13 protein-coding genes are annotated in these 14,176 nt (G+C 64.8%); 4 read left to right on the forward strand and 9 right to left on the reverse strand.

The features are described 5' to 3' along the window. Window positions 1–8: 8 nt before the first annotated feature. The 3 genes from QA643_RS04535 to QA643_RS04545 all read right to left on the reverse strand — a co-directional run bounded on the left by QA643_RS04535 (window position 9) and on the right by QA643_RS04545 (window position 3,101). The gene (locus QA643_RS04535) at window positions 9–977 is read right to left on the reverse strand and encodes a peptidyl-alpha-hydroxyglycine alpha-amidating lyase family protein (RefSeq protein WP_283032010.1); all 969 of its coding nucleotides are present in this window, start codon (window positions 975–977) and stop codon (window positions 9–11) included. Window positions 978–1,071: 94 nt separating this feature from the next. Then, window positions 1,072–1,707 (reverse strand): response regulator transcription factor, encoded by a 636-nt coding sequence (locus QA643_RS04540; RefSeq protein ID WP_283034712.1) that lies wholly within the window; start codon window positions 1,705–1,707, stop codon window positions 1,072–1,074. A gap of 26 nt (window positions 1,708–1,733) precedes the next feature. Next, on the reverse strand, window positions 1,734–3,101 hold the full coding sequence (locus tag QA643_RS04545) for a sensor histidine kinase (RefSeq protein WP_283032011.1): 1,368 nt from the start codon (window positions 3,099–3,101) through the stop codon (window positions 1,734–1,736). A gap of 191 nt (window positions 3,102–3,292) precedes the next feature. Here QA643_RS04545 and QA643_RS04550 point away from each other — a divergent pair, with 191 nt between their 5' ends. Together QA643_RS04550 and QA643_RS04555 are read left to right on the forward strand one after the other, a co-directional pair. Beyond that, the gene (locus QA643_RS04550; protein WP_283032012.1) at window positions 3,293–3,811 is read left to right on the forward strand and encodes a DUF3280 domain-containing protein; all 519 of its coding nucleotides are present in this window, start codon (window positions 3,293–3,295) and stop codon (window positions 3,809–3,811) included. A gap of 41 nt (window positions 3,812–3,852) precedes the next feature. Next, window positions 3,853–4,362 (forward strand): DUF2380 domain-containing protein, encoded by a 510-nt coding sequence (locus tag QA643_RS04555; protein WP_283032013.1) that lies wholly within the window; start codon window positions 3,853–3,855, stop codon window positions 4,360–4,362. A 3-nt stretch (window positions 4,363–4,365) separates the two neighbouring features. On the opposite strand, the gene QA643_RS04560 is transcribed toward QA643_RS04555, so the two are convergent. The 5 genes from QA643_RS04560 to QA643_RS04580 form a co-directional block, all read right to left on the reverse strand. Beyond that, the gene (locus tag QA643_RS04560; protein WP_283032014.1) at window positions 4,366–6,123 is read right to left on the reverse strand and encodes an NAD(P)/FAD-dependent oxidoreductase; all 1,758 of its coding nucleotides are present in this window, start codon (window positions 6,121–6,123) and stop codon (window positions 4,366–4,368) included. A 96-nt stretch (window positions 6,124–6,219) separates the two neighbouring features. After that, entirely contained in the window at window positions 6,220–7,317 is a 1,098-nt protein-coding gene (locus QA643_RS04565; RefSeq protein WP_283032015.1) for a DUF2855 family protein, read from the reverse strand. Window positions 7,318–7,510: 193 nt separating this feature from the next. Then, window positions 7,511–9,043: an acyl-CoA synthetase gene (locus QA643_RS04570; RefSeq protein WP_283032016.1), complete on the reverse strand. Its 1,533-nt coding sequence runs from the start codon at window positions 9,041–9,043 to the stop codon at window positions 7,511–7,513. 22 nt (window positions 9,044–9,065) lie between these two features. Next, window positions 9,066–10,253, reverse strand: coding sequence for an ABC transporter substrate-binding protein (locus QA643_RS04575; RefSeq protein ID WP_283032017.1), 1,188 nt, complete (start codon window positions 10,251–10,253; stop codon window positions 9,066–9,068). Window positions 10,254–10,320: 67 nt separating this feature from the next. After that, window positions 10,321–11,295 carry a nitronate monooxygenase family protein gene (locus QA643_RS04580; RefSeq protein ID WP_283032018.1) on the reverse strand — a complete coding sequence of 325 codons (975 nt, stop codon included), beginning with the start codon at window positions 11,293–11,295 and terminating at the stop codon, window positions 10,321–10,323. 209 nt (window positions 11,296–11,504) lie between these two features. Between QA643_RS04580 and QA643_RS04585 the strand changes: the two genes are divergently transcribed. Further along, on the forward strand, window positions 11,505–12,392 hold the full coding sequence (locus tag QA643_RS04585) for a LysR family transcriptional regulator (protein ID WP_283032019.1): 888 nt from the start codon (window positions 11,505–11,507) through the stop codon (window positions 12,390–12,392). A gap of 144 nt (window positions 12,393–12,536) precedes the next feature. On the opposite strand, the gene QA643_RS04590 is transcribed toward QA643_RS04585, so the two are convergent. After that, on the reverse strand, window positions 12,537–13,190 hold the full coding sequence (locus QA643_RS04590; protein WP_283032020.1) for a DNA-3-methyladenine glycosylase 2 family protein: 654 nt from the start codon (window positions 13,188–13,190) through the stop codon (window positions 12,537–12,539). A 37-nt stretch (window positions 13,191–13,227) separates the two neighbouring features. Between QA643_RS04590 and gluQRS the strand changes: the two genes are divergently transcribed. After that, window positions 13,228–14,103: a tRNA glutamyl-Q(34) synthetase GluQRS gene (gluQRS, locus tag QA643_RS04595; protein ID WP_283032021.1), complete on the forward strand. Its 876-nt coding sequence runs from the start codon at window positions 13,228–13,230 to the stop codon at window positions 14,101–14,103. The last annotated feature ends 73 nt before the right edge of the window (window positions 14,104–14,176 follow it).

Genomic DNA, 14,176 nt, shown 5'->3' on the forward strand with positions numbered 1-14,176 from the left:
TTGCCGGCCTACATCTTCTCCAGCTTCTGCAGGCAGCGGCTGATCCCGACTTCCGGCGGCATCGGCGTATCCGGGAAGCTGGTCTTCCAGTCGGTGACGCCGACTTCGCCGATGTAGATGTCGCCCCTGGAATCCAGCGCGATGCCGTGGGGCGCGAGGAATTTGCCGGCTTCGAGTCCCGGGCCGTTCTCGCCACCAAGGCGGGCGATGCGTTTGCCTTTTGCGTCGACGATCGAAAGCCGCGGGCCGAGATTGGGCACCTTGCGGTTGACGGCCATGCCGGGGCCGAGCTCGCCGACGATGAAGGTCGGCGCCTTGCCGCCGCAGCAGCACAGCGCGCAGGGCCGGTGCAGGAAATTCCACTGCGTCTCATATTTTCCGTTGCCGTCGAACACCTGCACACGGTGGTTCTCGCGGTCGGCGACATAGACCCAGCCGTCGGCGTCGGTCGCGATGTTGTGCACGATGTTGAACTGGCCGGGATCGGTGCCGGGCTCGCCCCAGGTCTTCAGCAGCTTTCCATCGGGTGAATATTTGTGAACGCAGGCGTTGCCGTAGCCGTCGGAGACGTAGATCTCGCCCTGCGGCGACAGCGCGGTGTGGGTGCAGCGGTGAAACGGCTCGCCGCTCATGAACGGCGCCGGCTTGTTGGGAATGCCGATCGTCAGCAGCACCTTGCCGTCAACGGTGCATTTGCGCACGGTGTGGTCGCCGTCGTCGGTGCAATAGAGATTGTCGTCGGCGTCGATGTGCAAACCGTGCGCGCGGTTGAACAGGCCTTCGCCCCAGCTCCGGATGAAATTGCCGCCGCGGTCCAGCACCACCATCGGATGATCGCCGCGGTTGAAGACGTAGATGCGGTCCTTGCTGTCGACGGCCACGGAGGCGACGTCGGTCAGGCGCCAGCCGTCCGGCAGCTTCGCCCAGTTTTCGACGACACGGTAACGGTGCTCGCCCGAGCCCAGGATGGTTGGCATGCGCTTCTCCCCAATTCGTATTTGTTGGCCGGGAGTGTTGCAGAGACCTGCAGGAAGCACGAGGGGGATTTGCGCATGGCACGTTTCTTCCAGCCTAACCTTCCATGTCCTCTACCGCGATGATCCGCTGGCGCAGCGCCAGGCGCACCAGCTCGATGTCGGAGGCGACGCCGAGCTTGGCGCGGATCTGATAGCGGGTGTTGGCCGCGGTCTTGACGCTGATGTGCAGCGTATCGGCGATCTCCTCGACCGACTTCTCGGCCAGCAGCATGCGCAGGATCTCGAACTCCCGCGGGCTCAGCGCCTCCACGGCCGACGGCTCGTCGGCGAGCCGGCTGATGGCGAGTTCATGGTCGATGTCGGGACTGAGGGCGATGCGTCCCGCCATCACCTCGGCGATCGCGCGCAATAGCGCATCGGGTGGGCTGCTCTTGGTGACGAAGCCGCGGGCGCCGGCCTTGATCGCCTGGATTGCGTAGGCGGCGCTCTGGTGCATCGAGAAGACGAGGATGCGCGCGGCCTTGTCCCATTGCCGGATGCGCCGGATGGCTTCGACGCCGCCAATGCCCGGCATCGCGACGTCCATGATCACGAGATCGGGACCGGCCTCCTTGTAGATGCGATAGGCCTCCGCGCCGCTGTCGGCCTCGGCGACGACCCGCAAATTATCCTGCTTCTGCAACAGCGAGCGGTAACCTTCGCGCACGATGGCGTGGTCGTCCACCAGCATCACGCGGGTGTGGCTGCAGGCGCTTTTCAAGGCGCTGCTCCAGCATGGGGGATGTTGACGACAAGCCGCGTGCCTCCCGTTGGCCGCGGTTCGAAGCGCAGCGTGCCGCCGAGCGAGATCACCCGCTCCTGCATACCGAGCAGTCCCATGCCAGTTTTCGGTTCAGGGTTGCTGCCAGCCTTGCCGTCATCCTCGACCGTCAGAACGATGTCGGTTGCCTTGGCCTCGATATGCAGTTGCACGCAACTGGCCTGCGCGTGCTTGGCTGCATTGGTGATCGCCTCCTGTGCGACGCGGTAGAGATTGGCGCAGATCGCAGGCGGCAGATCGTCGATTTCACCGATGACAGTAATGTCGAAGCGGGTGCGGCCTTTGCCGTAGCCGTTCCAACTCGCGACCAGGCTTTGCAGGCTGAGGGCAAGGCCGAGCTCGTCGATATCGGGGGGGCGCAGTCGCACCAGCGCGCCGCGCAGTGTCTCCATCAGCCCCGCGGTCGTGCGCGAGATGCCGCGGCATTCTTCCAGCAGCGGCGGACATTCGCGTTCCGCCGTATGGGCGGCGGAGGCAGCCTGCGCCGCGATGGCGGTGAGCGACTGGCCGAACTCGTCATGCAGTTCGCGTGCAAGGCGCTGCCGCTCCTCGTCCTGCACCTCGACCAGCTTTCGCGTCAAGGCGCTGCGCTCGGCGAGGGTCGCCTGCAGCCGTTGCGCCAGCGTGTTGAAGACGTCTGATATCGCCGACAATTCCGCGAGGTCGAAACGGGGCAGGCGCGCGGAAAGATCGTTCGCCGCCAGCCGTTGCAGCCCTGCCTCGATCGCCTGCGTCGGCCGCAGCGCGCGCGCCAGCGCGGCATAGACGGCGATGCAAAGCCCCACCAGCGCGAAGGCCATGATGGCGAGCAGACGGCTCACCTCGCGCCAGCTCCGGCCAATCTGCGCCGCCGCGTCGAAGGTCGCGACCGCAACGCCGCGGGCCGTTCCGTCGACAAGGACGGGCATCGAGACCGGTTCGCCCGGGCGGAGGATGGCGCGATAGATCGATGCGAAACTTTCGGGCGCGGAGATGTCGTCGGCGGGAGCGCCGCTGCACACCCCCTGGAGAAAGGCGCCGGAATTGTCGCGGTAGGCGATGCACAGGCCCGGCTCCATCAACGCCGCGACGCGCTGCAGATCCGGCGTTGCGCTGGTGGAGACCGAGAGCCAGCGCGCCTGCGATTGCTGCAGCGAAAGGTCCCTGGCGACGATTTCGGCAATGCGGCTCGCCTTGGCCCTGGCGCTCCTGTCGCTGTCGAACAAGGCATAGGCCGCCACGGCGACAAAGCAAACCGCCGCCACGGCCGCAACGCGCAGCGTCAGCCGCAGCTTCAAATCGACGGCGCGCACAGGGTTCGTCATGGCGTGGGTTGCCTGTCGCAAGCGTCCTCCCGATGCCATCACTATAGGAGCAAATTTCACCGGGAAGAAAGCGGGCGAGGCAAGATCGGGTATTTCACCCGGCCGATCGCGGGATGGCTGCCGTATCAGGGCGGCGGCGGATCGGGCGACATGGTCTGGTAAAGCGACGTCTTTGGTTCCAGGAGGCTCTCATGCGCTACATCGCCTTCCTCCTTGGTCCGGCAATGCTGCTGACCGGACCGATCGGGGCCTCGAGCGCCGAAACGGCCGTGCCGGCCCGGGTCAAGATCGCCGTCTTTCCATTTGAGCTTGAGGATTTCAGCGCCGGGGCGGCCTATGTCGCGCCTGATGAGATCGACCGCGAGCAGTTGCGGCTTGCGACGGTAGAGGCGCGACGGCTGATCGCAGAATCTGCCCGCTACCAGCTCGTCGATGTCAGCGCCGCGACCGAGCCGGCAGCGAAGGCCGGCAAGTTGCGCGAGTGTGATGGGTGCGACGCCAAGATTGCCGCGGCGCTCGGCGCCGATCAGTCGATGGTCGCCATCGTCAGTCGTATCACCCGGACGGAATACGCTGTCACGTACAAGATACGCGACGCTCGGTCCGGCGCGCTGGTGGATGTCAAGCAGACCGACCTGCGCATGGGCGCCAACGTGGCCTGGAGCCGCGGCGCGCGCTGGCTGATCGAACGCCGGCTGCTCGAGCAGTGACGTGCATCGCCGAAAAGGAACCAATTGCGATGGGAAAGCCGATGAAACTACGGATGTTGGGCCTGGCCTTGACCGCTGCCGCTGTTGTCTGCGCCTGTTCTGTCCGGCAAGGCTGGGCGCAGGCGGCGACGCCCGTGCTCGCCGTTGCCGAAATCCACTATGTCGATACCTCGGGTGAGGTGATCGATCAAAGCGCCGACCATCGCCGGCGGTTGCGTGAATTCGAAGCCGCATTGCGCAGCGATCTGGCAGCGAGCGGAAAGATTGCGAATGCAGCGCTTGAATGTCCGCCAAACGCCTGCTCGGTGGGCGAGATCAATGACAGCCAACTGCTAGCGAAGGCAAGGGAGGCGGGCGCCACCCATCTATTGATTGGCCGCTTTCACAAGATGAGCACGCTGGTCCAGCAGGCAAAATTCGACGTCATCGACGTGAACGCGCGGAAAATCGTGTTCGATCGCTACATCAGCTTCCGCGGCGACAACGATGCCGCCTGGCGCCGGGCGGAAACCTTCCTTATCAGGCAAATCCTCGATCACGGCGAATGGTGAGCGTCAGCGTGGCAGCAGGCCTTCCTCGATTGCCTTGATCTGCAGCGCCAGATGTTTTGAGCCGATGCGGCACTGCGCGAGGCCGCCGGCGATCAGCCAGAGGCCGGGCTGCCCCGTGCGGGTGTACATGTTGCGCAGCTCCTGCGCCTCGCCAAAGCCCCAGATCGTGCCGACGCGTTTCTCCACCGTCTCGCCGAACAGCTTTCGCACCAGTTCCTCCTGGCGTCGATAGCCGGTCGCCAGCACCACGAGGTCGGCCTTGACGGTCTCGCCGTCCTTCATCCTGGCGCCGTCGGCGGTGAACGTATCGAGATCGGAAAATTGCTTCAGCGCGATGTCGCCCTTGACGATCAAATCGGAGCAGCCGACGTTGAAATAGTAGCCGCCGCCACGGGTGAGATATTTGAACTGCCAGCCGGTATTGTCCTCGCCGAAATCGAGCTTGAAGCCGACGCGCTCGAGGCCATCGAGCAATTCCTGGTCCAGCGTCTTGGACTTTTCCGCCGTCAGTGCATGGCTCCTGCGCGCCAGCTTCAGCGGCATCGAGACCGCGATCAGGTCGTTATCTTCCAGCGTGCCTTCATTGTAGGGCGCGTAGACCAGCTGCGCCGACGGCTCGATGCTGACGACCAGCGTTGACGAGCGCTGGAACAGCGTGACGTCGGCGCCGCTGGAATAGAGGTCCTGCGCGATGTCATGGCCGCTGTTGCCGGTGCCGATCACGATGGCGCGCTTGCCCTTCCAGTTCTCGCCGTCGTCATACCGGCTGGAATGCAGCACCTTGCCGGCGAAGTTTTTCAAGCCGGGAATTTCGGGCACGTTCGGAATGCCGCTAACGCCGGTCGCCAGCACCACATGGCGCGGATGCATGCGCTTTTCCTCGCCGGCGCGGCGCAGCGTTACTGTCCAGCGGCCTTCCTTCTCGTCGTAGCTGCCGCCCTCGAACTCGGTCTCGGTCCAGAAGTTCAGCTCCATGGCCTCGACATAGGTCTCGAACCAGTTGGCGAGCTTGTCCTTTGGAATATAGGTCGGCCAATTCGGCGGGAAGTGAAGATAGGGCAGGTGATTGACCTGCACCTGGTTGTGCAGCGTCAGCGCATGGTAACGCTTGCGCCAATTGTCGCCGATGCGCTTTTCGCGGTCGACGATTAGCGTGTCAACGTTGAGTTGCTTCAACCGCGCGGCGATCGAAAGTCCGGATTGACCGCCGCCGATGACGAGGACGGCCGGATCGCGGTCGGCATATTCGGCCGAAGCCTTGCGCAGGTCGAGCCAGTTCGGCCCACGAAAATCGCGTGAATAGGCGTTGCCGCGCGGCCGATTGACGCCGAGCTGTTCCTCAAAACCCTTGAGTTCGACGAGCTCGGTCAGCAGCGTCCAGGCCTTCAGGCGATTGCCGTCGTCTTCGTCCGGGATGAGGCGGATGATGCCGTTGCCGCGACCGACCTTGGTCTCGAAATTGAAGATGGCCTCGATCGCATTGGTACCGGCGCGCATCACCTTGCGCGGGGCGGCGCGGCCGGGGGCGATGGCAAAGCTGCTGGGCGTCATCTCGCGAGCCAGCGGCGGCAGCGTCTTCAGGATGGCCTCCCGGCCATTGAGCGTCTGGAGATTCCAGCTCAGCGCCAGCACGTCGCGCCAGTAGCTGTCGGGATGGAACAGCTGATGCAGCAGCGCGTCATCCGCCCTTGCCAGCGCCTCCTCGAACTGGGCAAGCCAAGTGTCCGCGGCAACCGAACTGTCGTCCGTCCTGTCGAGCATGGGCGCTTCCCATCACTGGCCGTCTGCGCGGCGTTTCCCGTGATCGAAGCCTATACCCATTCGGGACGGCGCAGAAAGGGCGTGAGGCGATGCCGCCTATTCCGATAACGACAGGATAAGTCCCTGATCCGGCGGAACGCGGCCGTTCAGCGTGTCGAGATAGGCGCGCTGAACCGCCGCAGGCCCGCGGTGCTCGCTCACCTTCATCCAGTGGTCCAGCTTCGGGACAAGGCCGGCCCATGCGGCGCCAAACCGCATATCGAAGCCGCCCGGTCCCCATTCCTTGGCGCGCTTGCGGATGTGGTCCGGCGCGAAGAAGAATTGTGGCTTGGCGCCCCCGCCCGGCAGCGCCTGCGCCGCCTCACCGGGCGACGACTTGCGATGGGTGAGCCCGATGATTCCGCTGTATTTCATCTGCTCGCTGAAGTGTTGGTGCAGCGTCGCGCGTAGCGGGCTGTTGCCGGCCATGTCGACATAGGCCACGGGCTGGTCTTCCGGCAGCGAGTTCACGTCATCATAGATCACGACTTCGTCGTAGCAGCCGAGCGATTTGACGAAGCTGGCGTTGCCGGCAGACGTCAGGCCGATCGTCTCGATGCCCCGCGCGTGTACGAGATGCGCGAGGCCATAGGCGGTCTTGCTGGAAGCCGAGGACAGCAGCACGCGCTTCGCGCCAAAGAATTCGTTCTCGGCGAGAAAGTCATCGGCGATGAACGAAAGCGCGAACAGCGGCCGCAGCAGCGCCTGATAGTCGCCCTGCTTATCGGCAAATGCCGGATCGCCGCTGACCCGGGTATAGGCGTTATAGACCGGTGACACCCCCTGCCGGTGCGCCGCGGCATCGCGCAAGCCGCGCTTGTTGACGTCGGCGGCCTCGATGACGAGATGCGTTGCCATCGGGAAATAGCCGAACAAGGTTTCGCCGGCGGCTATGCCGGGATGCTTCGAGGCGATCACTTCGCCAAGGCCCCATACCGGAACGTTACCGAAACCGTCGGGGGCCGGAAAGAGCTGCCAATACTTCAGATGGTCGCCGAGAACAGCGTAAGTGATATTGTTGGCGGTGAAAGCGAAACGCGTGACCTTTACCAGCAGCGCCTCGTCGGGCAGCGCGGCGGCATCGGGCAATTGCGTCTCGATCACCTTGCATTGCTGCAGGTCATTGCGGGCGACGATGAAGTCGGTGGCTTGCATGGCTTTGATCCCTGCGTTTCACACGCAGCAATCTTTGCGCCGTCCGATGACCGTTTTGCAACAGCCATGATGTTTAAAACGGTGTTTGGATTCGTGTCTCATTTACCGTCGTTCCGGGGCGACGCGTAAGCGTCGAACCCGGAACCTCGAGATTCCGGGTTCGCGTCTGCGACGCGCCCCGGAATGACGAACTTTAACCAATCGCGCGCAGTTTGCCCTCGGCAAACAGATCCCGCAGCTTGCGCTTGAAGATCTTGCCGGTGGCTTCGCGCGGCATCGCGTCCATGAACTGGATGTCCTTCGGCACCTTGAAGTTCGCCAGCTTGCCGCGCAGAAACTTCTGCACCGCGGCCGGCGCCAGCGTGACACCCGCTTCCGGCTCGATGCAGGCGAACAGCCGCTCGCCGAACTCATCGTCGGGCACGCCGAACACCGCGCAGTCGCGCACGCCGTCCATGCCGATCAGCGCGTTCTCGATCTCTGCCGGATAGATGTTGACGCCGCCCGAGATCACCATGTCGCGCTTGCGGTCGCACAGGAACAGGTAGCCGTCGCTGTCGAGATAGCCGACGTCGCCGACGCTGACGAGGCCGTCGCGGCCGGCTTCCGCGCGGGCCTCGGCCTTGCCGTGATAGTCGAAGTCCGGCACCGACATCTGCCGCATGAAGATCTCACCGGGCTCGCCGACCTCGCACAGCGAACCGTCCGGGCGGAAGATTTTCACGACGCCGCCTTCGATAGCGCGGCCGACGGTGCCGGGTTTCGCCAGCGCCTCCTCGGCCGAGTGCCAGACCGGAATGCCGGTTTCGGTCGAGCCGAAATATTCGTTGATGACGGGTCCCCACCAACAGATCATGGCGCGCTTGACCTCCGGGGGACAGGAGGCCGCGCCGTGCACGATGAAGCGCAGCGACGACAGGTCGTAGCGCTGCTTGATCTCGTCAGGCAGCCTCAGCAGACGCACGAACATCGTCGGCACCATGTGCATGTGGGTGACGCGGTGGCGTTCGATGAGCTGCAGCATGTCTTCGGGGTCGAAGCGGGGCTCCAGCACGATTGTGCAGCCGCTGCGGAACGCCACCATGCCGTAGGAATTCGGCGCCGAGTGATACATCGGCCCGTTCATCAGGATGACCTGGTCCTCGTTCGGCTTGACGCCATAGGCGATGCCGCCGACGCGGGCCGCGGCCGCCTGCTGTTCCCCTGTCATCGGCTTGCGGCGCACGCCCTTCGGCGCGCCTGTGGTGCCTGACGTATAGAACATTGGCGCGCTGCCGATCGGAGGTGCGGCCAGGGGAGCATGGGTGTCGCGCCAGCGGTCCCAATCGGTCATGCCCTCAGGCACCTGCGTCAGCGCCGCGGGCACGTTGAACGCGGCAGCGATTTCCGGCGGCGTCGTCACCACCAGAAGCCTGATATCGGCGGGCAGGCCGTCCTGAATCTGCGGCAGCAGGTCGGCATGGCAGACCAAAATCTTCGCGCCGCTGTCTGCAAGAATATAGGCGACTTCCTCGACTTTCAGGTGCCAGTTGATCGGCACTACCGGACTGCCCAGCGCCGCGGCGCCGGCCGAGACCTCGAAGAACGCAAAATCGTTGCGCAGCATCATGCCGACCGGCATTGCGCCACCGACGCCAAGCGCCGTGAAGCCGGAAGCCGCCCGCGCGATGCGGGCATGAATTTCGGGATAGCTGATCTGGCGGTCGCCGCCGATGATCGATGTCAACTCGTCCTCCTTAAGTCCGCAACTAGCGGTCGTCCAGAATCTCGCCGAAGCCGACCCAACTCCGGCCGTCGAAGCGGCGCAGCCGCAATTGCTGGAACGGCAGGTAATCCTCCGAATCGGTCGTAACCGTGATGCCCGGCAGTAGTAGCGGCAGCGGCACCTCACGTAGCGATGCCGCCTGCTTCATGATGTTGGCGCGGCTGAAGTCATCCTTGCAGGCGGTCAGCACCTTCACCATCAGGTTCGCGTAGTGGTAGCCGGCAGCGTAGTTCGAATTGCTCAAATCTGCATTGGGCAGATACCGCTTCATGAAAGCGAAATATTCCTTCACCCCCTCGTCGCTGGCCCATTGCGCATCCAGCGTGTCCTTTACATTGCTGGACGAGATCAGGCCGACCGCATTGTCGAGCCCGGCCGGCTCCAGGAACGAGATCGAGGACGCCGAGGTCGGCACGAACAGCATGTCCGGCTTCCAGTTGATCTCGGCGACGCCCTTGATCATCTGCGCGGTGAACTTGCCGAGCACGACGCCGAACAGCACGTTGGCGCCGGAAGCCTTCAGCGTCGCAAGCTGCGATGAGATGGTCGGCGCCGTCGTCTCGTAGCTCGCCTCCGACACGATCATGCTGGCCGCTTTGTCGCCGAGGGCGCGCTTGAAGCCGGCGACATAGTCGCGGCCGAAATCGTCGTTCTGCGCGAGGATCGCGATCCTGGCGTCGGGCTTGGCCTGCAGGATGTGCTTGGCATAGACCACGCCTTCGGACTGGTAGGCGGCCATGCCGGGCATGGTCCACGGAAAATTCTTCGGGTCGGCCCATTTGGTCGCGCCGCTCAGGACGAACAACTGCGGCACCTTCTTGTTGTTGAGGTAGCGGTGCACGGCGTTGTTGGTGGCGGTGCCGAGCGAGCCGAACATCAAGAGGACTTCCTCCTGCTCAACCAGCTTGCGCGTCTGCTCCACCGTCTTCGGCGGCGAATAGGCGTCATCGAGGCTGATGAACTTGATCTTGCGGCCGTTGATGCCGCCTTCCGCATTGATCTTCTCGAAATAGGCCTCTTGCGCCCGGCCGATGATGCCGAAGCCCGAGGCCGGGCCGCTATAGGGCAGCGTCTGCCCGATGCGGATTTCATCCTTCTCACCCTCGGCGAGCGCGGCGGCGCTTCCGAGCGAGGCGAGCGCAATCGTCAATATGGCCCGTGACAGCCTCATTGGTTTCGTCCCTCTGTGTTGTTTGTTGTTTGTTGTTTCGTCGTTGACGTCGGCGGTGCGCGAAAAGTTACGCGCTCGCCCGCCGGAGGAAATCGCTGCCGGCTTCCGCGAACTCGGCCTTGAGCCGTTCCACCAGTTCGGCGACGGGCGGTGCGTCGGCGATCTGGCCGATGCCTTGCCCGGAGCCCCAGATGTCGCGCCAGGCCTTGGCCTTGGTGTTGCCGCCGGAGCCGAAATTCATCTTCGACTTGTCGCTCTGCGGCAGGTTGGCGGGATCGAGGCCGGCGGCGACGATCGAGGGGCCGAGATAATTGCCGTGCACGCCGGTGAACAGGTTGGAATAGACGATGTCGTGCGCGGCGTGCTCGATCAGCGCGGCCTTGTAGGCCGGATCGGCATTGGCTTCGGCGGTCGCGATGAAGCGGGTGCCCATGTAGGCCATGTCGGCGCCGAGCGCGAGCGCGGAGGCGATGCCCCAGCCGTCGGAGATCGCGCCTGACAAGAGCACGGTGCCCTTGAACCATTGCTTGACCTCGCGCAGCAGCGCGAACGGCGACAACGTGCCGGCATGGCCGCCGGCGCCGGCGCAGACCAGGATCAGCCCGTCGACGCCGTGCTCGGCGGCTTTGCGCGCGTGCTTGACGTTGATCACGTCATGGAAAACCACGCCGCCATAGGAATGCGCGGCCTCGACGACTTCGATCGGCGGGCGCAGCGACGTGATGATAACAGGGACCTTGTGTTTGACGCAGGTCTCCATGTCCTTCATCAGGCGGTCGTTGGAGGAATGGCAGATCTGGTTGATGGCGTAGGGCGCGACCTTCTTGGTCGGATTCTTCGCCTTGTATTCGCCGAGCTCGCTCTCGATGCGCGTCAGCCATTCGTCGAGCTTTTCCACCGGGCGCGCGTTCAGCGCCGGGAACGAGCCGACGATCCCGGCCTTGCACTGGGCGATCACAAGCTCGGGCCGGGAGACGATGAACAGGGGCGATCCGACCACGGGCAGTTCGAGCTTGTCGGCGAGCGAAGCGGGCAACGGCATTCAGTTCCTCCCTTTGCGGCGCAAGGCGGTCAGGGCCGGCGCGCATCATGATGTTGGTTGAGGGCACCGGACTGCGGGCGGAGCCGCCGGCCGGGCCAGTCATATTGGCCGCCATTATAAAGCTGGACGGCAGGCGCTCCCTGTTCAATATTGAACGGGTGTTCATCCAAATATGAACAGGCTGAAATCTGTAGCGGGGTGAAGCGCCGATGGACTGGGACCTGTGCAAGAGCTTCGTCGCGGTTGCCGAAACAGGCAGCTTCGCGGCCGCGGCGCGCCGCCTGCGTTCCAGCCATCCGACGGTGGGGCGGAAGATCGCCGAGCTGGAGAGCCAGCTCGGCATTCCCCTGTTTGCGCGTTCCAATGACGGTCTGGCGCTGACCTCGCAGGGCCGCAAGTTTCACGAGCATGTCGAGGCGATGTCGGCGGCGGCGTTGCGCGCGGAGGCCGCGGTCTCCGCCACCGGCGCGCAGGCGCGGGGCGTCGTCAAGCTGTCGATCGGTTCAACCCTCGCCTCGCACTGGCTGATGCCGCGGCTCGGCCCGTTCCTGCGCGCCCATGACCATATCCAGCTCGAGGTCATCACCCATCCGTATCCGGCCAGCGTGCGCCGCCGCGAGGCCGACGTAGTGTTACGCCCGGTCGACAGCGGCGAGGAGAACCTGATCGGGCGCAAGATCGGCCGCCTCGGCACCGGCTTCTACGCCTCGCGCGACTACGCCGCGCGGCGCCGCCTGCCCGAACGGCGCGACGAATGGAGGGGCCACAGCGTCATCGGGTTTGCCGACCGGTTGTCGAACGAGCGCCTGGCGCGCTGGAGCGACTTCATCACGCGGCAGGGGCAGGTGGTGATGCGATGCTCGTCGCAGGGCGACATGCTCGCCGCGGCGCGCGCTGGGCTGGGAATATCGACGCTGTCCTGCTTTGTCGCCGCCGCCTACCCCGATCTCGTGCGCGTCGCGCCGCAAAAGCTCGTCAGCGTGGCCGACCTCTGGCTGCTCGCGCATCCCGATCTCGTCGATCTGCCCGCGGTGCGCGCGGTGATCGATTTCGTCACGACTTCCGCGCGGGAGGATCGGGTGAAGCTGCGGGGGTGATGGCAAGTTTCCGTTCCCCGGACGCAGCGCATCACGAAAGTGATGCGCTGCTGAGCTGGGGTCCAGCGGCGGTCGAACCAGAAGGTGAGATGGGTCCCGGCTCAGCGGCGCGTCACTTCGTGCCGCACCGCGTCCGGGACAAGATCAAGCCTCGCTCGCCAGCACGCCTTCGCGCTTCTTCAAGACGCGATAATAGCTCCACCACAAATGCGCGGCGGCGCCGCGATAGGGCCGCCAGGGCTCGGCCAATGGTGTCATCTGCTTCGGCGTCGGCCGCTCCTTCAGGCCGAGCCCGACCTTGACCGCTTCCTGGATGGCGATATCGCCGGCCGGCCAGGCATCGCCATGGCCGAGGCAGAACAGGAGATAGACGTCCGCGGTCCACGGGCCGATGCCGGGCAGCGCGGTCAGCGTATGATGCGCGGCATCCGCGTCCTCTTCCGCCAGCACCTCCAGGTTCAGCCGCTCGGCTGCAAGCTCGCGCGCGATATGCTTCAGCGTCTTGATCTTGGCGGCCGACAGCCCCAGCCGCCCGAGACGATCGGTCCGCGCCTTGCCGACCGCGTGGTGATCGAACGGATCGAACGCCGCCACGAGCCGCGCCCAGATCGCGCCGGCGCTGGCGGTCGACAGCTGCTGGCCGCACACGATCGCCGCCAGCCCGGCGAATCCCGGCTCGCGCTGCCGCAGTGCCGGCATGCCCGTCACTTCGAGGATCGGCTTCAGCCGCGTATCCTGCCTGACCAGCGCATGGACGGCGTCTTCGAGGTCGGACTGGCTGTTGAGGTGAACGGTCATTGCCCCTTAAAACCACCATGTCCCGTGAAAGAGATCAATGCCGCCACCCGTTTTCCGATTTGCCCCCAGTCCGAATGGCTACCTTCATCTCGGCCATGCCTATTCGGCGCTGCTCAACTTCGACCTCGCGCGCCAAACGGGCGGCCGTTTCCTGCTGCGGATCGAGGATATCGACGGCACAAGGTGCCGGCCGGAATTCGAGGCGGCGATTTACGAGGACCTCGCCTGGCTTGGGATCTCCTGGGAGATGCCGGTGCGGCGGCAATCGGAGCATTTTGCGCGCTACCGCGAGGCCGTCGAACAATTGTCCGCCATGGGCCTGGTCTATCCGAGTTTTGAGAGCCGCGCGGAAATCGCCCGCCTGATCGCGGCGCGCGAGACCGGCGCGCCCTGGCCGCGCGACCCTGACGGCGCGCCCCTCTATCCGGGCGCCGCGAAATCGCTGCCGGCGGAGGAGCGCAGCCGGCTGATCGGGCAGGGCGCGCCTTACGCGCTGCGGCTCGATATGGCGGCGGTCCTGGCCCGTGCGAATCACTTCACCTGGACCGAGCATGGCGAAGGCCCCGAAGGCGAGACCGGCGTGGTGAGTGCGCAGCCCGAGGCCTGGGGCGACGTCATCCTCGCCCGCAAGGAGACGCCGACGAGCTATCACCTCTCGGTCGTGATCGACGATGCCCTGCAGGGCGTCACCGATGTGGTGCGGGGCAGGGACCTGTTCTGGTCGACCAGCGTACATATCCTGTTGCAACATCTACTTGGTATCCCGCAACCGGTGTATCGGCATCACCGGCTCGTCGCGGATGCGTCGGGGCAGAAGCTGTCGAAGTCGACAAAGGCGGCGGGCTTGCGTGAACTGCGCAAGCAAGGCGTCCCGCCAGCGGGAATTCGCCGGCTCGTCGGCCTATCCGACTAATCGACCAATCCCGTAATTCTACTGGGAGTTGTTGAAAACGACTCCGTGACACCGGCCGCCATCGCGTGTCATG

It is taken from the genome of Bradyrhizobium sp. CB3481, assembly GCF_029714305.1.
Taxonomy (GTDB): Bacteria; Pseudomonadota; Alphaproteobacteria; order Rhizobiales; family Xanthobacteraceae; genus Bradyrhizobium.